The organism is Rhodanobacter sp. UC4448_H15, from assembly GCF_052978265.1.
In genome coordinates this window covers 699960-719624 of sequence record NZ_CM129665.1, presented here as the reverse complement: position 1 = coordinate 719624, position 19665 = coordinate 699960, and the positions used below count along the sequence as shown (strand labels likewise).

At 69.3% G+C, this 19665-nt stretch carries 17 protein-coding genes, 1 pseudogene and 1 riboswitch; of the genes and pseudogenes, 12 read left to right on the top strand and 6 right to left on the bottom strand.

The window, feature by feature from the left end; all coding sequences use genetic code 11:
* The first annotated feature begins 13 nt into the window (after positions 1-13).
* The 3 genes from ACVCMI_RS03055 (at position 14) to ACVCMI_RS03045 (ending at position 3994) form a co-directional block, all read left to right on the top strand.
* Positions 14-1186 (top strand): murein hydrolase activator EnvC family protein, encoded by a 1173-nt coding sequence (locus ACVCMI_RS03055; protein ID WP_447097484.1) that lies wholly within the window; start codon positions 14-16, stop codon positions 1184-1186.
* 110 nt (positions 1187-1296) lie between these two features.
* Positions 1297-2652: a S41 family peptidase gene (locus tag ACVCMI_RS03050; protein WP_447097485.1), complete on the top strand. Its 1356-nt coding sequence runs from the start codon at positions 1297-1299 to the stop codon at positions 2650-2652.
* 55 nt (positions 2653-2707) lie between these two features.
* A complete protein-coding gene (locus tag ACVCMI_RS03045) occupies positions 2708-3994 on the top strand; it encodes an NAD(P)/FAD-dependent oxidoreductase (RefSeq protein ID WP_447097486.1) in 1287 nt (428 codons plus the stop codon).
* Between the two features lie 125 nt (positions 3995-4119).
* Here the strand turns inward: ACVCMI_RS03045 and rpoH are convergent, their stop codons facing one another.
* Positions 4120-4980 carry an RNA polymerase sigma factor RpoH gene (gene rpoH / locus ACVCMI_RS03040; RefSeq protein WP_447097487.1) on the bottom strand — a complete coding sequence of 287 codons (861 nt, stop codon included), beginning with the start codon at positions 4978-4980 and terminating at the stop codon, positions 4120-4122.
* A gap of 268 nt (positions 4981-5248) precedes the next feature.
* A riboswitch (TPP riboswitch) is annotated at positions 5249-5349 on the top strand.
* 69 nt (positions 5350-5418) lie between these two features.
* Between rpoH and thiC the strand changes: the two genes are divergently transcribed.
* The 7 genes from thiC to thiD are packed head-to-tail and all read left to right on the top strand — an operon-like array spanning position 5419 to position 11623.
* A complete protein-coding gene (gene thiC, locus ACVCMI_RS03035; protein WP_447097488.1) occupies positions 5419-7257 on the top strand; it encodes a phosphomethylpyrimidine synthase ThiC in 1839 nt (612 codons plus the stop codon).
* A gap of 5 nt (positions 7258-7262) precedes the next feature.
* Positions 7263-8249 carry an FAD-dependent oxidoreductase gene (locus ACVCMI_RS03030; RefSeq protein ID WP_447097489.1) on the top strand — a complete coding sequence of 329 codons (987 nt, stop codon included), beginning with the start codon at positions 7263-7265 and terminating at the stop codon, positions 8247-8249.
* Entirely contained in the window at positions 8234-8431 is a 198-nt protein-coding gene (thiS, locus tag ACVCMI_RS03025) for a sulfur carrier protein ThiS (protein ID WP_447097490.1), read from the top strand. Before ACVCMI_RS03030 ends, thiS begins: the two co-directional genes overlap by 16 nt.
* Before the next feature lie 3 nt (positions 8432-8434).
* Positions 8435-9205, top strand: a complete 771-nt coding sequence (locus tag ACVCMI_RS03020; protein ID WP_395121044.1) for a thiazole synthase — start codon at positions 8435-8437, stop codon at positions 9203-9205.
* Positions 9202-9810, top strand: a complete 609-nt coding sequence (locus ACVCMI_RS03015) for a thiamine phosphate synthase (protein ID WP_447097491.1) — start codon at positions 9202-9204, stop codon at positions 9808-9810. Before ACVCMI_RS03020 ends, ACVCMI_RS03015 begins: the two co-directional genes overlap by 4 nt.
* Positions 9807-10793, top strand: coding sequence for a ThiF family adenylyltransferase (locus ACVCMI_RS03010; protein WP_447097492.1), 987 nt, complete (start codon positions 9807-9809; stop codon positions 10791-10793). The genes ACVCMI_RS03015 and ACVCMI_RS03010 overlap by 4 nt, the downstream gene beginning before the upstream one ends.
* Complete coding sequence (gene thiD / locus ACVCMI_RS03005; RefSeq protein WP_447097493.1) at positions 10790-11623, top strand: bifunctional hydroxymethylpyrimidine kinase/phosphomethylpyrimidine kinase; 834 nt, start codon at positions 10790-10792, stop codon at positions 11621-11623. The genes ACVCMI_RS03010 and thiD overlap by 4 nt, the downstream gene beginning before the upstream one ends.
* Here the strand turns inward: thiD and ung are convergent.
* From ung to ACVCMI_RS02980, 5 genes and pseudogenes are all read right to left on the bottom strand, one after another.
* Positions 11569-12276: a uracil-DNA glycosylase gene (ung, locus tag ACVCMI_RS03000; protein ID WP_395121040.1), complete on the bottom strand. Its 708-nt coding sequence runs from the start codon at positions 12274-12276 to the stop codon at positions 11569-11571. The genes thiD and ung overlap by 55 nt on opposite strands.
* Complete coding sequence (locus ACVCMI_RS02995; protein WP_395121039.1) at positions 12273-13124, bottom strand: response regulator; 852 nt, start codon at positions 13122-13124, stop codon at positions 12273-12275. Before ACVCMI_RS02995 ends, ung begins: the two co-directional genes overlap by 4 nt.
* Positions 13125-13239: 115 nt before the next feature.
* Entirely contained in the window at positions 13240-14220 is a 981-nt protein-coding gene (ftsX, locus tag ACVCMI_RS02990; protein ID WP_447097494.1) for a permease-like cell division protein FtsX, read from the bottom strand.
* Entirely contained in the window at positions 14217-14894 is a 678-nt protein-coding gene (ftsE, locus tag ACVCMI_RS02985; protein ID WP_136258070.1) for a cell division ATP-binding protein FtsE, read from the bottom strand. The genes ftsX and ftsE overlap by 4 nt, the downstream gene beginning before the upstream one ends.
* Before the next feature lie 199 nt (positions 14895-15093).
* Positions 15094-16735: pseudogene (locus tag ACVCMI_RS02980) on the bottom strand (DEAD/DEAH box helicase).
* A gap of 383 nt (positions 16736-17118) precedes the next feature.
* Here ACVCMI_RS02980 and trxA point away from each other — a divergent pair.
* Positions 17119-17445: a thioredoxin TrxA gene (gene trxA / locus ACVCMI_RS02975; protein WP_008438536.1), complete on the top strand. Its 327-nt coding sequence runs from the start codon at positions 17119-17121 to the stop codon at positions 17443-17445.
* 244 nt (positions 17446-17689) lie between these two features.
* Entirely contained in the window at positions 17690-19420 is a 1731-nt protein-coding gene (gene rho, locus ACVCMI_RS02970; protein ID WP_447099495.1) for a transcription termination factor Rho, read from the top strand.
* The last annotated feature ends 245 nt before the right edge of the window (positions 19421-19665 follow it).

Below are 19665 nucleotides of genomic sequence, written 5' to 3'. Positions count from 1 at the left end.
TGATAATCGACCGATGCGCAATCCATCCCGTTCGATCCGCCGCGTGCTCGGCGCGCTGCTCATCGTTGCCTGCCTCGGCGTGACGTACGCCGCACCCGCCGCGCCGGCCGGCCAGCACGGGAGCCGCGCCGAACAGGCCGCCGCCAGGCAGAAGCTGGCCGACCTGCGCCGCAAGATGGAGGCGCTGGCCGCCGAGCAGGCCGACACCGCGGCCAGGCGCGACAGCATGAACGCGGAATTGGCGAAGCAGGCCAATGCGCTGGCCGCCGCGGCCAGGGCCGTGCGCGAGACCGATGCCGCGCTGGCGGCGGGACAGAAGCAGCTCGACGAGCTGCAACAGCAGCGCGACACGCTGCAAGGCGAACTGCAGCACCAGCGCGCCGCGATCGCCGACCTGCTGCGCGCCACCTACACCCTGGGCCACGGCTCGGACCTGCGCCTGCTGCTCGGCGACGAGGACGTGGCCCGGATCGCCCGCGCGCTGGTCTACTCGCAGTACTTCCAGCGCGATCGCGTGCAGCGCGTGGAGAAACTGATGGGCGACCTGGCCCGCCTGCAGGAACTGGAAAGCTCGATCGCGGCCCAGCAGCAGACGCTGCAGGCGACGAAGGCCCAGCGCCAACAGCAGGCGCAGCAGCTGGCGCGGCAACGCGCGGCGCGGCAGAAGCTGGCCGCGGAAACCGACGCGAAGTACAAGGACCAGGCGCAGCGCCTGGCCGCGATGAAACAGAACGCGCAATCGCTCAACCAGCTGCTCGACAAATTGCAGAAGGCCATCGACGAGGCCGCCGCGCCGCAACGCGGCCAGCCGCCGCCGTCGCGCTCGGCCGACATCCGCGGCAAGCTGCCGTGGCCGGCCAGCGGTGCGGTCAACCCGTTCGGCAACGGCGTGCTGATCAAGGCCGCCGCCGGCAGCGAGGTGCACGCGGTGGCGCGCGGGCGGGTGATCTACGCCGGCTTCCTGCGCGGTTACGGCATGCTGCTCATCCTCAACCACGGCAACGGCTGGATGAGCATGTACGGCAACAACGAAAGCCTGCTGCACGGCGTTGGCGACGAGGTCGAGGCCGGCGAGGCGATCGGTACCGCCAGCGCGGTCACCGGCGTCAACACCGGCGTGTATTTCGAGCTGCGCAAGAATGGCCAGCCGGTGGACCCGGCCAGCTGGCTGCGCAAGCACGGCTGAGGCACCGCCGCACGGCGTGGTGAATTGTTGCGCGATCCGGCGGTCCCACCTCCTGCCATACTTCGGCGGCGCTGCGGCGCGCCGTCTTTCCGTCGAGCGGAGTCAACTGCATGCCTTGTTCCCACCGTAGAGCGGCCACCTGCATGGCCTTCCTGTCGCTGCTGGCCGTCGGCGCCGGTCAGGCGCAGACCACGCCCGCCAGCGCGGCCAGCGCGAGCGAACCGGCCCGCGCCGGCAGCACCGCCGCGGCCGACCCGGTGGACTTGCAGGACATCCGCAATTTCAGTCGCGTCTACCAGATGGTGCGCCAGGCCTACGTCGAGAAGGTCGACAACAAGACCCTGATGAAGGCGGCCATCACCGGCATGCTGGCCGGGCTCGACCCGCACAGCGAGTACCTCGACAAGGAGGGCCTGCAGCAGCTCAGCGAGGACACCTCCGGCCAGTACAGCGGCCTGGGCATCGAGGTGTTGCAGGTGGATGGCGGGCTCAGGATCGTCTCGCCGATCGACGACACGCCCGCCGCGCGCGCCGGCATCAAGCCGGGCGACAACATCGTCAAGATCGACGGCAAGCTGGTGGACCCGCAGAACGTCAACGAGATGTTCCAGCGGCTGCGCGGCAAGCCGGGCAGCAAGATCACCCTCACCATCATGCACGAGGGCAGCGACAAGCTGGTCGACATGCCGCTGGTGCGCGAACTGATCTCGGTCAGCAGCGTCAAGGTGCGCGAACTGGAACCCGGCTACGCCTACATCCGCATCAGCCAGTTCCAGGATGACACCGCCGCCGACCTGCAGAAGAAACTGGGCGAGCTGGTCACCAGGAACGGCCCGCAGAAGGGCGCCGTGCTGGACCTGCGCAACAACCCCGGCGGCCTGCTCACCGCGGCGGTGGCCGTCGGCGACGACTTCCTCGACAGCGGCGTCATCGTGACCACGCGCGGGCGGCTGCCCGACGCCAACATGAGCTTCAGCGCCCACCCCGGCGACCTGCTGGACGGCGCGCCGATGATCGTGCTGACCAACCACGGCACCGCCTCGGCCGCCGAGATCGTCTCCGGCGCACTGAAAGACAATCACCGCGCGCTGACCATGGGCCAGCGCAGCTTCGGCAAGGGCGTGGTGCAGACCGTGCTGCCGCTGGATGCCGACCATGCGGTGAAGATCACCACGGCGCGCTACTACACGCCCAACGGCACGTCCATCCAGGCCGAGGGAATCAAGCCGGACATCGCGCTGGCCGACCTCGCGGTGAGCCAGGCCGACCACCCGCCGGTGCTGATCAGCTCCGAGGCGGATCTGCCCAACCACCTCGCCAACGAGAAGGCAGCCACTGCAACCGACATCGACGACGACGGCAGCGCCGCCGACGCCAGGCTGGCCACCAGCGATTACGCGCTGGCGCAGGCGCTGAACGTGCTCAAGGGCATGGCGCTGCGCATGCCGGCGACGCGGCAGCCGTGAGCCGGCGCCTGCGCGGTCGACGCGGCGTGCACGGCACGGCGCGCATGCTGCAGCAATGAGCGATCCACGTGTTGCCGATGCGGGCAAGCCCCGCATCCTGATTCTCGGCGGAGGCTTCGGCGGGTTGAGCGCGGCGCGACGGCTGGCAGGCGCAGACGCGCAGATCACGCTCATCGATCGCCGCAACCACCATCTGTTCCAGCCCCTGCTTTACCAGGTGGCCACCGCCAGCCTTTCCGCCACCTCGATCGCCGCACCGCTGCGGCACATCCTGCGGCGGCAACGCAACCTCACCGTGCTGATGGAAGAGGTGACCGCGGTCGACCTGGCCGCCCGTCGGGTGGGCTGCGGCTCGCGCTGGCTCGACTACGACTGGCTGGTGATCGCCACCGGCGCCACCCACGCCTACTTCGGCCACGACGAATGGGCGCCGTTCGCGCCGGCGCTGAAGACGCTCGACGACGCGCAGTCGATTCGGCGCCGGGTGTTGCTCGCATTCGAACAGGCCGAGCGCGAAGACGATCCGGAGCGGCGCCAGGCGTGGCTGAATTTCGTCGTGGTCGGCGGCGGTTCCACCGGCGTGGAACTGGCCGGCACGCTGGGCGAGCTGGCGCGGCATACGCTGCGCGGGGAGTTCCGCCACTTCGATTCGCGCAATGCCAGCGTGCGGCTGGTGGAAGCCGGGCCGCGGCTGCTGGCCGGCTACGACCCGGTGCTGTCGGACAAGGCACGCCGCCAACTCGAACGCCTGGGCGTGGAAGTGCATACCGGTGTGCCGGTGACGATGATCGACGCCGCAGGCGTGAAGCTCGGCGAGCGCCGCCTGCCCGCGCGCACCGTGCTGTGGGCCGCGGGCGTGGCTGCCTCGACGGTGGGCGCCATGCTCGGGGTGCCGCTGGACAAGGCTGGCCGCGTGCGCGTCGACGAGGATCTCGGCGTGCCCGGCCACGCCGGGGTGTTCGTCGTCGGCGATCTCGCCAGCGTGCTCCGGCCGGATGGCTCGCCGGTCCCCGGCGTGGCGCCGGCGGCCAAGCAGATGGGCAAGTACGTGGCCGCCACGATCGCGCGGCGACTGCGCGGCGATGACCGCCCGCGGCCGCCATTCCGCTACCGCGACGCCGGCTCGCTGGCCACCATCGGCCGCATGGCGGCGGTGGCGCAGTTCGGCAAGCTGCAGATGTCCGGGCTGCCGGCGTGGATCGTCTGGCTGCTGGTGCACATCTATTTTCTGATCGGCTTCCGCAACCGCCTGGCGGTGATGCTGGACTGGGCCTGGGCCTACTGGACGCACCAGCGCCAGGCCCGCATCGTCAGCGGCACGGCGCCGCCGCACGACGAATGAGCCCATGCAAAACGGCCCGGTTTCCCGGGCCGTCGATGCCGTTGCAGGAACTCCGCGCAGCAAGGCCAACATCGCCGCTCGTTCCGGAAGTCCGCACATGGATGTGCGGGCTCTTGTGAGGGACATTACATCGCGAACAACGCGCGCATCTTCTTCATCGCGTTGGCTTCGACCTGGCGGATGCGCTCGGCCGAGACGCCGTACTCGTCGGCCAGATCCTGCAGCGTGGCCTTGTTCTCGTCGTCCAGCCAGCGACGCTGGATGATGTCGCGCGAGCGGGCGTCCAAGTGGCCCAGCGCATCGGTCAGCGTCTGCAACTGGCTGTCGGCCTGGTCTTCGTCGGCCACGTTCTCGTATGGGTCGGCGCCGTGGTCGATCAGGAACGCGGCGGGTGCCGGCTTGGCGTCGTCGTCGGCATCCACCGGCGCCTCGAAACCCACGTCCCGACCGGACAGCCGCGACTCCATCTCGCGCACGGTCGCCTCGGGCACGCCGAGATCCTTCGCCACCGTGCTCACCTCGGCGGCGTTCATCCAGCCCAGGCGCTTCTTGCTCTTGCGCAGGTTGAAGAACAGCTTGCGCTGCGCCTTGGTGGTGGCGACCTTCACGATGCGCCAGTTCTTCAGGATGAACTCGTGCATCTCGGCGCGAATCCAGTGCACCGCGAAGCTGACCAGGCGCACGCCCATGTCCGGGTCGAAACGCTTGACCGCCTTCATCAGGCCGATGTTGCCTTCCTGGATCAGGTCGGCAAGCTGCAGGCCGTAGCCGGAGTAGCCGCGCGCCACGTGCACCACGAAACGCAGGTGCGACATCACCAGCTTCTTGGCCGCGTCCAAGTTGTCCTGCTGCAGATAATCACGCGACAACGCCTGTTCCTCTTCCACGCTGAGCACCGGGATGCGATGCACTGCGGAAATGTAGGCATCCAGGCTGCCAACCACGCTGGGCAAGGGGAAGTTGGCGGTCACCAGGGCTTGGGACATGGGTGGAACCTCCTGCAAGACGTCGAAGTTTAGCACTCGGGTGATTGGAGTGCTAAGCCCGGCCTTTGGTTCCGGGCTTTTAATGAACTGCATGGTACATATATTTGCGACGACTGTCCAGCCGTCCCGGGAGTAAAGACCAGCTTGCCCGGCACGCCGTTCAAAACGTGTCATGGCACCGTGTCAGCCGCCGCACAAACCCTCCGCGCCGTGTCCGCGATCCAGCCGTGCCGGCTTGACAGCCACCAACCCGCGCCGCCATCCTCCGCCGCATTCCGAGGGGTGCCCCGCAAGGGGCTGAGATAGCGCGAGCTGACCCTTGAACCTGATCCGGGTCATGCCGGCGTAGGAACGGGAATCACCACGGGCGGCCCCAATCGGCGCGTCCGTGCGCCGTTGCAGCGTCACGCCCCGGATCTCCATCCAAGGAGGAGATCCATGAACCATCCCGCCGCTGCCACCGCACCCTCGACGGTTACCACCGGCCCGATCCGCGGCTCGCGCAAGGTCTACGTCAGCCCGCCCGGGCATCCGTCGCTGCGCGTGCCGATGCGCGAGATCGCGCTGAAGGACCCGCTGACGCCGGCGCTGCACGTCTACGATCCGTCCGGACCCTACACCGACGACGACGCACGGATCGATCTCGCCGCGGGCCTGCCGCCGGTGCGCGACGCGTGGATCGAGGCGCGCGGCTTTCCGGCCATCGAAGGACGCGCCGCCCGCCCGGAGGACAACGGTGGGGTCGGCGCGGAACGGCTGGTGGCGCCGTGTCCCGCGCAACGTACGCTGCGCATGGGCAAAGCCGGCCAGCCGGTGACCCAGCTGGAATTCGCCCGCGCCGGCATCATCACCGAGGAAATGATCTACGCCGCCCAGCGCGAGAACCTGGGGCGCGCGCAGATGCATGAAGATGCCGCCGCCCGGCTGGCCGATGGCGAGGCGTTCGGCGCAGCCCTGCCCGCCTTTGTCACGCCCGAATTCGTGCGCAGCGAAATCGCGTCGGGGCGCGCCATCATCCCGGCCAACATCAACCACGGCGAGCTGGAGCCGATGGTGATCGGGCGCAATTTCCTGGTGAAGGTCAACGCGAACATCGGCAATTCGGCGGTGTCTTCCGGCGTGGCCGAGGAGGTCGAGAAACTGGTGTGGGCGATCCGCTGGGGCGCGGACACCCTCATGGATCTGTCCACCGGCCGCAACATCCACAACATCCGCTCGTGGATCATCCGCAACTCGCCGGTGCCGATCGGCACCGTGCCGATCTACCAGGCGCTGGAAAAAGTCGGCGGCGATCCGGCCCGGCTGAACTGGGAGGTCTTCCGCGACACCCTGATCGAGCAGGCCGAGCAGGGCGTGGACTATTTCACCATCCACGCCGGCGTGCGCCTGCACCACGTGCCGCTGACCGCACGGCGGGTCACCGGCATCGTCTCGCGCGGCGGCTCGATCATGGCGCGCTGGTGCCTCAGCCACCACCGCGAGAGTTTCCTGTACGAGCACTTCGCCGAGATCTGCCAGATCATGCGCCGCTACGACGTCGCCTTCTCGCTGGGCGACGGCCTGCGCCCCGGCTCGATCGCCGACGCCAACGACGCGGCCCAGTTCGCCGAACTCGAAACCCTGGGCGAGCTGACGAAGATCGCGTGGGCGCACGGCTGCCAGGTGATGATCGAAGGGCCCGGCCATGTGCCGATGCACAAGATCAAGCTCAACATGGACAAGCAGTTGGAGCACTGCGCCGAGGCGCCGTTCTACACGCTGGGCCCGCTGACCACCGACATCGCACCGGGCTACGACCACATCACCTCGGGCATCGGCGCGGCGATGATCGGCTGGTTCGGCACCGCCATGCTCTGCTACGTCACGCCGAAGGAACATCTCGGCCTGCCGAATCGCGACGACGTCAAGACCGGCGTCATCACCTACAAGATCGCGGCGCACGCCGCCGACCTCGCCAAGGGCCACCCGGCCGCGCAGCGCCGCGACGACGCGCTGTCGCGCGCGCGCTTCGAATTCCGCTGGGAGGACCAGTTCAACCTGTCGCTCGATCCCGACACGGCGCGCGCCTACCACGACGCCACCCTGCCGAAGGAGGCGCACAAGACCGCGCATTTCTGCTCGATGTGCGGGCCGAAATTCTGCTCGATGCAGATCACCCAGGACCTGCGCCGCGAGGTGCGCGCGATGGAGGAGACCGCGCTGCGCGCCGGCATGGACGGCAAGTCGCGCGAGTTCGTCGAACGCGGCGCCACGCTCTACGTGCCGACCGGGGAGTAGGGGCCATGCGCATCGGCATTCTCGGTGCGGGCGTCGCCGGCCTGGTCACGGCGGTGGAGCTGGCCGGGCGCGGCGCCCGGGTGGAGATCATCGAGCGCGCGCCAGACCACGCCGAGGCTTGCGCGTGGGTCGCCGGCGGCATGCTGGCGCCGTGGTGCGAGCAGGCCACCGCCGAACCGCAGGTGGCGACGCTGGGCGCGCCCGCCGTCGCGTGGTGGCAGCGCCATTTCGACGGGACCGTGCAGCGCGGCACGTTGGTCGTCACGGCCACCCGCGACGCCGGCGAGCTGGCCTTGTTCGGCCGGCGTACCGAACGCTTCGAACCGATCGATGCCGAGCGCATCGGCGCGCTGGAACCGGAGCTGGCCGGGCGTTTCCGCCAGGGTCTGTTCTTCCCCGACGAAGCCCACCTCGATCCGCGTCGTGCGCTGCCCGCACTGGCCGCGCAACTGACCGCCGCGGGCGTGACGATCCGCTACGGCGTGGACGCCGATGCCGCGCGCATCGATGCGGACCGGATAGTCGATTGCCGCGGCCTTGCGGCGCGCGACACGCTGGAAGATCTGCGCGGCGTGCGCGGCGAAATGATCGTCGTGCGCTCGCCTGACATCCAGTTGTCGCGCCCGGTGCGCCTGTTGCATCCGCGTTTCGGGTTGTATGTGGTGCCGCGCGGCGACGGCGTATTCATGCTTGGCGGCACGCTGCTGGAAAGCAGCAGCCATGATCCGATGACGGTGCGTTCGGCGATGGACGTGCTCAACACCGCCTATGCGCTGCACCCGGCGTTCGCCGAGGCCGAGATCCTGGAACTGGGCGTGGGCGTGCGCCCGGCCTTCCCCGACAACCTGCCGCGCGTGCTCAGGCGCGGCCGCACCGTGTACCTCAACGGACTCTACCGCCATGGCTTCCTGCTGGCGCCCGCCATGGCGCAACAGGCCGCACGGCTGATTTTCCCCCACACCACGGAAACCCCCGCATGCACATCCGCGTGAATGGCGTCAGCCACGACCTGCAGGTGGCCCGCCTGGCACAGGCGCTCGAAGTGCTCGGCTATCGGCAGGCCGCCGTCGCCACCGCCGTGAACGGCGTGTTCGTGCCGGCAGGCGCACGCGAAGAGTTGCTTCTTGCCGATGGCGATGCGCTGGAAATCCTCGCCCCGATGCAGGGCGGCTGAGCGATGAAGCTCTACGACGTCGAACTGGCATCGCGCCTGTTGCTGGGCAGCGCACGCTACCCCTCGCCGGCGATCCTCGCCGACGCGGTGCGCGCCTCGGGTACCGAGGTGGTCACCGTGTCGCTGCGTCGCGAAGCCGGCACGCAGCGCAGCGGCCAGGACTTCTGGTCGCTGATCCGCGGCCTCGGCGTGCGCGTGCTGCCGAACACCGCCGGCTGCCACTCGGCGAAGGAGGCGGTGACCACCGCGAAGATGGCGCGCGACATCTTCCACACCGCATGGATCAAGCTGGAAGTGATCGGCGATGCCGACACGCTGCAGCCCGACGTGTTCGGCCTGGTCGAGGCCGCGGCCGAACTGGCCGCCGACGGCTTCGAGGTGTTTCCGTACACCACCGAAGACCTGGTGGTGGCTGATCGCCTGCTGCAGGCCGGCTGCCGCGTGCTGATGCCGTGGGGTGCGCCGATCGGCAGCGGCCGCGGCCTCAACAATGGGTTCGGCCTGCGTGCATTGCGCGCGCATTTCCCGGACGTGCCGCTGATCGTGGACGCCGGCATCGGCCGCCCGTCCCACGCGGTGCAGGCGATGGAACTGGGCGTCGACGGCGTGCTGCTGAACACCGCGGTGGCTCTGGCCGGCGATCCGGTGGCGATGGCCGGGGCGTTCGCCCGGGCGGTCGAGGCGGGTCGCGCCGGCTTCGAGGCGCAGCCGATGGAGCCGCGCGATCTCGCCGTGCCCTCGACGCCGGTCGCGGGCACGGCGTGGCTGGCATGAACGCGTTCCCCGCGTTCTACCCGATCGTGGACAGCGCCGACTGGGTCGGCCGACTCGCCCCGCTCGGCGTCCGGCTGCTGCAGTTGCGCATCAAGGAACGGCCGCCGGAGCTGATCCGTCGTGAAGTGCGCGCGGCGCTGGCGATCTGCCGCGCGCGACACGTGCAACTGGTGGTCAACGACCATTGGCAGATCGCGCTGGACGAAGGCGCCGACTTCATCCACCTCGGCCAGCAGGATCTGCTCGCGGCGGACCTGCCGGCGATCCGCGCGCGCGGCGTGAAGCTCGGCATCAGCACGCACGATCACGCCGAGCTGGAGCGGGCGCTGGCTCTCGCCCCGGACTACGTCGCGCTGGGCCCGATCTATCCGACCACGCTCAAGGCGATGCCGTGGGCGCCGCAGGGTTTGCCGCGCATTGGCGAGTGGAAGCGGCGGATCGGCGCGCGGCCACTGGTGGCGATCGGCGGCATCACGCTGGAACGCGCCGCCGGCTGTTTCGATGCCGGCGCGGACAGCGTCGCCATGGTCAGCGACGTGACCCGGCATCCGGACCCGACTCTCCGCGTCACGGACTGGGTCGATTTCGCCGGTGCGCGCGCATGACCGATCGCTACGCGCGCCAGATCGCCCTGCCCGACGTCGGCCCGACCGGCCAGGCCCGACTCGCGGCCGCGCGGGTGCTGGTGATCGGCGCCGGCGGTCTCGGCTGTCCCGTGTTGCACTACCTGGCCGCCGCCGGCATCGGCCGGCTGATCGTCGTCGACCCTGACCGCGTCGAAGAGAGCAACCTGCACCGGCAACCGCTCTACACGATGGCCGACATCGGCGCTCGCAAGGTGGAAGCGGCGCACGCGGCCCTGCTGCGCCTGAATCCGACCATCGCCGTGGAAGCACGGCCGCAGCGGCTGACACCAGGCAACGCAGCGGCGCTGGTCGCCACGGCCGACATCGTCGTCGATGCCGCGGACAGCCTCGCCGCCACTTACGTCTTGAGCGACGCCTGCCTGCAACAGCACACGCCGCTGATCAGCGCGTCGGCGGTCGGCCTGGCCGGCTACGTCGGCGGCTTCTGTGCCGGCGCGCCCAGCTACCGCGCGGTATTTTCCGAGATGCCCGCACGCGCGCCCAGTTGCAGCAGCGCCGGCGTGCTCGGCAGCGTCGTCGGCCTGCTTGGCAGCCTGCAGGCGCAATTCGTGCTGCAGTGGCTGCTGGGCATCGAGCCGTCGCCGCTGGGTCGACTGACGAGTTTCGACGCCGGCCGACTGGCGTTCGGCGGCTTCGACTTCCACCACGCCGGCGAACCCGCAGGCGAGGTGCTGCGCTTCATCGACGTCGACGAGGTCACGCCCCGCGACGTCGTGATCGATCTGCGCGGTCTTGACGAAGCGCCGACCTCGCCGTTGGCGAACGCCTTGCGCTTCACTCCGGAACGCCTCGCCGCGTTCACTGCCGAACACCCGCCCACCGACCGCCGGGTGGTGCTGTGCTGCCAGAGCGGTCTGCGCGCATGGCGTGCCGCGCGGCAGCTGCAATCCCGCGGCTACCGGCAGCTGGCACTGGTGACTCTTGCCGGCCTGCCATCATGACGCGCAGACGCATGCCGCCGCCGGTCAGCGTGCTCTCGATCGCCGGCTCCGACTCCTGCGGCGGCGCCGGCATCCAGGCCGACCTGAAGACCTTCGCCGCCTTCGGCGTCGACGGCGCCACCGTGGTGACCGCAGTCACCGCACAGAACGCCAACGGCATCCGCGCCATCCAGGTGATGTCCGCCGCGATGGTGCGGGCGCAACTGGAGTCCGTGTTCGAGGCGATGGATATCCGTGCCGTCAAGCTCGGCATGCTGGCGAACGCGGAGATCGTCGCGGTCGCGGCCGAGCACCTGCAATACCGGCGCTCGTCGTTCGTGGTGCTCGATCCGGTGCTGCACGCCAGTTCGGGCACCCGGCTGCTCGATGCCGAAGCGCTGGAGCTGCTGCGCGCGCGCCTGCTTCCGCAGGTCGACTGCCTCACGCCGAACCTGGCCGAAGCCGCCACGCTGCTGGGCACGTCCTGCGCCGGCAGCGAGTCGGACATGGCGGCGCAGGGCCGCGCCCTGCTCGCCCTCGGGCCGCACGCGGTGCTGATGAAGGGCGGCCATGCCGCGCTGCCGGAAGCGGTCGATCTGCTGGTTACCGGCGAAGGCACGCAGCGCTTCGCCGCGCCGTGGGTGGCTGCCCGCCGCCTGCACGGCACCGGTTGCATGCTCGCGGCCGGCATCGCGGCCAACGTCGCCCGGGGTTATCCATTGGGTGACGCCGTCTGTCGCGCGAAAGCCCACGTGCGAGCCGTGCTGGTCGGTCGACAGCACCGACCGTCTGCATCTCAACCGGCGGGAAACGAAGCCCGCGGCGGCAGCGACCAGTCGATGGGTGCTTGACCGCGGCTTTCCAGATAGCGGTTGGCTGCGGAGAAATGGCCGCAGCCGAGGAAGCCACGATGCGCCGACAGCGGCGACGGATGCACGCTCTTCAGCACGCAATGCCTGCGGGCGTCGATCAGCTGCCCCTTGCGCTGGGCGTAGCTGCCCCACAGCAGGAACACGATCCCTTCGCGCTCGCGGTTCAAGGCGTCGATTGCCGCATCGGTGAAGCCTTCCCAGCCGCGATTGGCGTGCGCGCCGGCGCGGCCCTCTTCCACCGTCAGCACGCTGTTGAGCAGCAACACGCCGCGGTCGGCCCACGGCGTGAGGCAGCCGTGGTCAGGGCGCGCAATGCCGAGATCGCGCTGGATTTCCTTGAAGATGTTTTCCAGCGACGGCGGCACCCGCACGCCGGGGCGCACCGAGAAACACAAGCCGTGCGCCTGGCCGGGGCCGTGGTACGGGTCCTGGCCCAGGATCACCACGCGCACGGCGTCGAACGGGGTGTGCGCGAACGCGGCGAAGATCTCCGGCCCGGGCGGATAGATGCGCTTGCCGGCCTCTTTCTCCTCGCGCAGGAAGGCAGCCAGCGCCTGCATGTCCGGCCGCTGCAGGTAATCGCCGATGCGCGCCTTCCAGGACGGCTCCAGCCTGACCGGATGCCCGCTCATGCGTCCTTGTCGGCCCGCTCGCGCTCGCGCAGGTGGCGCGCCACGCGCAGCTGGAACAGCAACTTGGTGATCAGCAATTTTTCCTCGACCGGTTTCTCGACCAGGTCGTTGGCGCCGGCGCGGATCAGCGCGGTCTGGTTGGCCGGGTTCTCGTCGCCGGTCATCACCAGCACCGGCAGGCGGCCCTTGCCGTAGCCGAACACGGTGCGGATGTGTTCGAGCAAGTCGCCGCCGGTCAGCTCGCCCTTCAGGCTGACATCGGTCAGCACCACGTCGGCGCCGATCCAGCCCAGCGCGCGGTCGGTTTCCAGCAGGGCGATCGCATCCTCCACGCTGACCACGTGGCGCACGGTCAAGCCGATCTTCTCCAGCATGCGGCGGGTGGCCAGCGCCACCACCCGGCTGTCTTCCACGTACAACACGCTGCCCTCGGCGCTGACCTGCGGGCTGACGTAGCCGCGGATGAATTCGGCCAGTGCCTGGAAACCCAGCGCCTTGTCGAAATAGTCGGTGACGTGCTCGCCCAGCGAGCGGCGGTGCAGGCGCGCGTCCACGTCGCCGGACACCACCACGATCGGCACGTAGGCCTGCGCGCCGGATTCGCGCACGAACTTCGCCAGTTCCAGCCCGTCCATGTCCGGCAGGCGCAGCGCGATGGTGACGAAGTCGAAGGCGCCCTCGCCGAGCACCTGCTGCGCCTCGGCGCCGGTGTCGCAACCGACCACCTCCACGCCCGGCAGCTCCTCGTTCAGCACGCGCCCGATCAACTTGCGCACCACGCGCGACCCGTCGACCACCAGCACGCGCGGTGCCTCGGTCAGCAGACGACCGCTGATGTTTGTACTCATGCCTCACTCACCCGACTGATCCGCGATCCGTGCCGAAGAGCGCACCCCGATCCGTCGATGATGCCCGAAGCAGGGCGTCGCAGGCTGCGATTCACGTCACCGCCGCGCCGCGCCATCACGCCACCGTGCGCAGTTGCCAGGCGCTGACCAGGCGTGCGCCGAGCCAGCCCAGCAACGCGGCCGCCACGGGCACGGCCAGCAGCAGCCAGGCCGGCAACCCGCCCACCTGCAACTGGCCATCGTACGCCGCGCTCAGTCGTGCGACCGGCCGCGCCAGCACCAGCTCGATCGCCACCGCCAGCGCGGCGGCGAGGATGCCGCTGAACAGGCCGTACCAGATCCCCGCATACAGATAAGGCCGGCGCACGAACGCCTTGCCGGCGCCGACCAGCAGCAGCACGCCGATCTCCTCGCTGCGACTGGCGATATCCACCCGCACCGTGTTGCCCACCACCAGCAGCGCCGCCAGCGCGAGCAGCGAGGCGACGATCAGCACGATGCGATTGCCCACGCCCAGCAACGCCTCCAGTCGCTGGCGCCAGTGGCCGCTGTCCTGCACCAGCTCGACGCTGCGCATCGCGCGCACGTCGGCCACCAGTTGTTCCAGCGCCGCGGCGCTGGCACCGTCGCGCGGCTGCAGTTGCAGCACGTAGGGCAGCGGGTTGTCGCCGAGCGTCTGCAGCGCACCGGAGAAACCCTGCATCTTCGCCAGCTCGTCCATGCCCTGCTGCGGCGTCTTGATCGCCACCGACGCCACTTCGGCACGGGCGCCCAGGTCGCTGGCCAGCAGTTGCGCCTGCTGCGCGCCCTGGTCGGACTTCATGAACACGCTGATCGCCGGGTTCTGGCCCAGCGCATCGCCCAGCCGCTGCACGTTGCCCAGCAGCAGGTAGAACGCCAGCGGCAAGGCCAGCGCCAGGCCCATCACGGCGATCGTCAGCACGCTGCCCAGCGGGCGCGCGGCGAGACGGCGCAGGCTCGCCGCGGCGCTCCAGCCGTGGTGCTCGCGCCAGCTGGCGAAGCGCCGGCCGCGGCTGTGTTCGTTGCGCGCCGGTGCGTCGGCGGGCGCGGCGCGCTGCTCGGGTGCCTTGTTCACAAGACCTCCTGCGCGGCGAGGTCGGCCACCAGCCGACCGTGATCGAGCACGATCACGCGTTTCTTCATGCGCTTGATCAGCGGCAGGTCGTGGCTGGCCACCAGCACGGTGGTGCCGACCTGCTGGAACTCGGCAAACAGCGCCATGATCTCCAGCGCCAGCTGCGGGTCGAGATTGCCGGTGGGCTCGTCGGCGATCAGCAGCGCCGGTCGGGCCACGATCGCGCGGGCGATGCCCACGCGCTGCTGCTCGCCGGCAGACAGCGTGGCCGGCAGTTGCCGTTCGTAGGCGAGCAGGCCGACCTTCTCCAGCGCCGCACGAACGCGGCGGGCGCGCTCGGCGCGCGCCACCGCACCGATCACCAGCGGCAACTCCACGTTGGCGAACACCGTGCGATCCATCAGCAGCCGATGGTCCTGGAACACCATGCCGACCCGCCGGCGCCACTTCGGCACGCCGCTGGCGCGGATCTTCGACAGCTTCTTGCCGTCCATGCTGATCGAACCGTGCGACGGGCGTTCGATCAACCCGAGCAGCTTGAGCAAGGTGCTCTTGCCGGCGCCGGAGTGGCCGGTGACGAACGCCATCTCGCCGTCGGGCACCTCGAAGGACAGCTGCGACAGCGCCTCGTGGCCGCCTTCGTAGCGTTTGCTGACTTGATCGAACTGGATCACCGCCGCTCCCCGCACCTGGATGTGGTCATGCCGACCCCAAGGATAAGGGAAGCGAAGCAACCAGGTGCGGCTGCCGGCATCGCCGAATGCGTGTCGTCTGCGCGGAGCGGGCGCGGCTACTTGCCGGTGAACAGCCGGGTCAGTCGGCGGAACAGGCCGGGCTTGTCCGGACGCGCATGCTCGACCGCCTTGCCGGAGGTCACCGCCACCTGGCGCGACGGGCGGGCGTGGTGGACGGCGGCGGACGCTTCGCCCGCGGTGCGCTCGCGCGGCGGACGGCGTTCGCCGCGACCGCCGTGGTGGCCCGAAGGCGCTGCCTGCGTCGGCGTGGTCACCTCGGCGCCGGCCACCGGCGCGCCGTCGCGGCGGCGATTGCGTCCGCCGCGACGGCGACGCGGCTTGCGCGTGCCCTCGGTGTTGTCGCTGGCCGGTGCAGCCTCGGCGGCAGGCGCCGCCGCGGCGACCGCCACGGCCGGCGCTTCCGCCACGGCCGGCTTGTGTTCGCGCCGCGGCCTCGACGCGCCACGCTCACCGTCACGACCCCCGCGGCCGCTCGCACCGGTACGGCGCGGCTTCTCGCCCGGCCGCGGCGGTACCACGTCGCCGAACGCCGCGCTGTCGGCCGCCGCGTTCGCGGCGAACTCCGCGTCCACGGCATGCGGCTTGGGCATCACCAGCCAGGCAGGGTCGATCGACGCCACCGGGATGCTCTGGCCGATATAGGCCTCGATGTCCGGCAGCGACATCGCGTACAGGTCGCAGGCGAAGCTGATCGCGTCGCCCTCGGCGCCCAGCCGCGCGGTGCGGCCGATGCGGTGCACGTAATCCTCGGCCTCGTGCGGCAGGTCGTAGTTGAACACGTGGCTGACATGCGGGATGTGCAGGCCGCGCGCAGCCACGTCGGTGGCCACCAGGATGTCGAGCTGGCCCTCCTGGAAGCGCTGCAGCAACTTCTGCCGCTTCAGCTGCGGCACGTCGCCGGAGATCGCGCCGACGCGGCAGCCGTGGCGCTTGACGCGCTCGGTGACGCGCTCGGCGGCGGCCTTGGTATTGACGAAGATGATGCTGCGCGCGGGCTTGTGCTGGTCGATCAGGTTGAGCAGCAGCGGCATCTTCTCTTCCTTGGCCGGGAAGTAGACCACCTGGCGCACCTTGTCGGCGGTGACGTGGTCGCTCTCGACCACCAGCTTCTCGGCCTCGTGCATGTGCTCGTAGGCCAGCTCCAGCACGCGGTGGCTGAGCGTGGCGGAGAACAGCAGCACCTGGCGCTGCTCGCGTGGCGGCAGCCGGCGGAAGATGAAGCGCACGTCCTTGATGAAGCCGAGGTCGAACATGCGGTCGGCCTCGTCGATCACCATCACCTCGACGCTGTTGAGGCTGAACACGCCCTGCTTGTGGTAGTCGAGCATGCGGCCGGGCGTGGCGATGATGATGTCGCAGCCGTCCTTCAGCTGCTGGCGCTGCTTGTCGTAGTCGACGCCGCCGTAGATCAGCGCGGTTTTCAGGCCGGTGTGGCGGCCGATCGCCTGGGCATCCTTGTCGATCTGGATGGCCAGCTCGCGGGTCGGCGCGATGATCAGCGCGCGCGGGTCCGAATCCTTGCGGTCGGCCACGGCCGGCGTGGTGAGCAGGCGATTCATCAGCGCGACCAGGAAGGCACAGGTCTTGCCGGTACCGGTCTGCGCCTGGCCGGCGACGTCGCGGCCGGCCAGCGCCGGCGCCAGGGTCATTTCCTGGATCGGCGTGCAGCGGGTGAAACCGCTGTCGTCGAGGCCCTGCTGCAGCAGCGGATGAAGATCGAAGTTGGTGAAAAAGGTATCGGTGAGTACGGTTTGTGACATATGGGTAACTGGGAACCTTGCCTTGGGGCGGCGTAATGCGCTGCACCCGCTTTGGCGGCCGAAAACCGGCGCGAAACGGTGCAGGACGGGTGCGCGTGGCGCAGTGAAGCGTGCAATCCCGGGGGTCGGCAAGGTCGCGCCGCGGCGTGCGACGCCGGTTTTGACGGCGGCCCGAAAGCGGCCTGCAAGGGCCGCTCTTGAATCGTGCCCGGGGTTGCGCTGGAATGGACGCTGGCCGTGCCGGCCCGCCTCCCTCTCAGCTCAACCCATGCTTCATGGGCGCCCGAGTGTAGCCGATGACGCCACTCCTTGTATTGTGGCGCTGGCCACCCCATTGTTCCCTGCCTGCAGTTTTTGCGTACCCCAAGCCACGGAGATCCCCGGTGAGCGACCTGATTACCCATGTTAACGACGACGCCTTCGAACAGCAGGTGCTCAAATCCGAAACCCCCGTGCTGCTGGATTTCTGGGCCGAATGGTGCGGCCCGTGCAAGGCCATCGCGCCGATGCTGGACGAGCTGGCCCAGCAGTACGAAGGCAAGCTGCGCGTGGTCAAGGTCAACATCGACCAGAACCAGCAGACCCCGCGAGCCTATGGCGTGCGCGGCATCCCGACCCTGATGGTGTTCAAGAACGGCAAGGTCGAGGCGACCCAGATCGGCGCCGTCAGCAAGGGCCAGCTGACCCAGATGATCGACAAGGCCATCTGACTTTCCCGCAAGCCACCCGTCCGTCGCAGCCTGTCCGGCATGGTCCGGCAGGCCTGCGCCGCTTTACGCCGCCCCACGACGGGTGCTAGATTGATCTGCGTCCGTCGGGACAGTCCTGTCCCCTTGCGCCTCCGCGCGACGCACACCCTCCCTCCTGCAACTCAACGGCGCCCCGCGAGGATTGCCCGTGTCCGATACCGATAACCAGATTCCGCCCGAAACCCGGGGCGCCGATGCCAGCACCGTGACCGAAGGCAAGCCCGAGCCCCGCGCCCGCGCGCCGCGCCGGGTCGCCGCGAAATCCGCCGCGACCACCGACGACGGCGGCACCAGCGCCAAGGCAGGCGCAGCCGACAAGGCGCCCGCCAGCGAACAGCCCGCGCCCGCCGCACCGGCTCCAACTCCGGCACCCGTCCCGGCCGCCACGGAAGCCGGGGCCGCAACGGGCAACAACACCCCGGCGAACACGGAATCCGGCGCCGCCAACCCCCATGCCAACCAGAACCAGGGCCAGAACCAGAACCAGGGCCAGGGTTCCAACCAGGGCCAGAACGGCCCCCGTGAAGGTCGCGACGGTCGCGGCCGGCGCCGCCGCAACGAGCGCGGCGAGCGCAACAACCAGCAGCGGCCGCAGGGCGAGCGCCACCCGCGCCCGAACCCGAACGGCCTGCCGATGGACGACGACAACGCCGATCCGGGCAGCGACACCCGCCTGATCAACCTCACCGAGCTCAAGCGCATGAAGGCGCCGCAGCTGCTGGAGTTCGCCGAATCGCTGGGCCTGCACGAAGGCATTGCCCGCGCGCGCAAGCAGGACGTGATCTTCAACGTGCTCAAGGCGCACGCCCGCTCCGGCGGCGGCATCTGGGCCGAGGGCGTGCTGGAAATCCTGCAGGACGGCTTCGGCTTCATGCGCTCGGCCGACGAGAGCTACCTGGCCGGCCCCGACGACATCTACGTCAGCCCCAGCCAGATCCGTCGCTTCAACCTGCGCACCGGCGACTACATCACCGGCCGCGTACGGCATCCGAAGGAAGGCGAGCGCTACTTCGCCATGCTGCGGGTGGAGACGATCAACGGCGACCCGCCGGAAGCATCGAAGAACAAGATGCTGTTCGAGAACCTCACCCCGCTGTTCCCGCGCAAGGCGTTCAAGCTGGAGCGCGGCAACGGGTCGAGCGAGGACATCACCGGCCGCATCCTCGACCTGATCGCGCCGATCGGCAAGGGCCAGCGCGGCCTGATCGTGTCGCAGCCCAAGTCCGGCAAGACGATGATGTTGCAGAACGTCGCCCAGGCGATCACCTACAACCATCCCGAAGCGCACGTGATGATCCTGCTGGTCGACGAACGGCCGGAGGAAGTCACCGAGATCGCCCGCACCGTGCGCGCCGAAGTCATCAGCTCCACCTTCGACGAGCCGGCCGTGCGCCACGTGCAGGTCGCCGAGATGGTGATCGAGCGCGCCAAGCGCCTGGTCGAGCACAAGAAGGATGTGGTGATCCTGCTCGACTCGATCACCCGCCTCGCCCGCGCCTACAACACCGTGGTGCCCAGCTCCGGCAAGGTGCTCACCGGCGGCGTGGACGCCAACGCGCTGCAGCGCCCGAAGCGATTCTTCGGCGCCGCGCGCAACGTCGAGGAAGGCGGTTCGCTGACCATCATCGCCACCGCGCTGATCGAAACCGGCTCCAAGATGGACGAGGTGATCTACGAGGAGTTCAAGGGCACCGGCAACATGGAAGTACACCTGAGCCGGCGCATCTCCGAGAAGCGCGTCTACCCCGCGATCGACATCAACCGCTCCGGCACCCGCCGCGAAGACCTGCTGATCGACCCGGACCTGCTGGCCAAGATCTGGATCCTGCGCAAACTGCTGCACCCGATGGACGAGCTGGCCGCGATGGAGTTCATGCTCGACAAGATGAAGAACACCAAGTCCAACGACGAGTTCTTCAATTCGATGAAGCGGTGAAAGAGCCGGGAATCGGGAATGGGGAATAGGGAATAGGGAATAGAAAAGCGTCGCGACGGGGCCGGCTTCATGCCGGCCCTGTTGTTTTCCGGTCCCCGGATTCTTCCACCGGACAAACATGCCGGCCAGGCGACGCTCCTCCGATTCCCTATTCCCGATTCCCGGCTCATCTGTACCGTCGCGTACAATTATTTTCCGTCACCCCCTTTTGTGCTCGCGCCGCAGCCCCAACATGGTGCGCACTC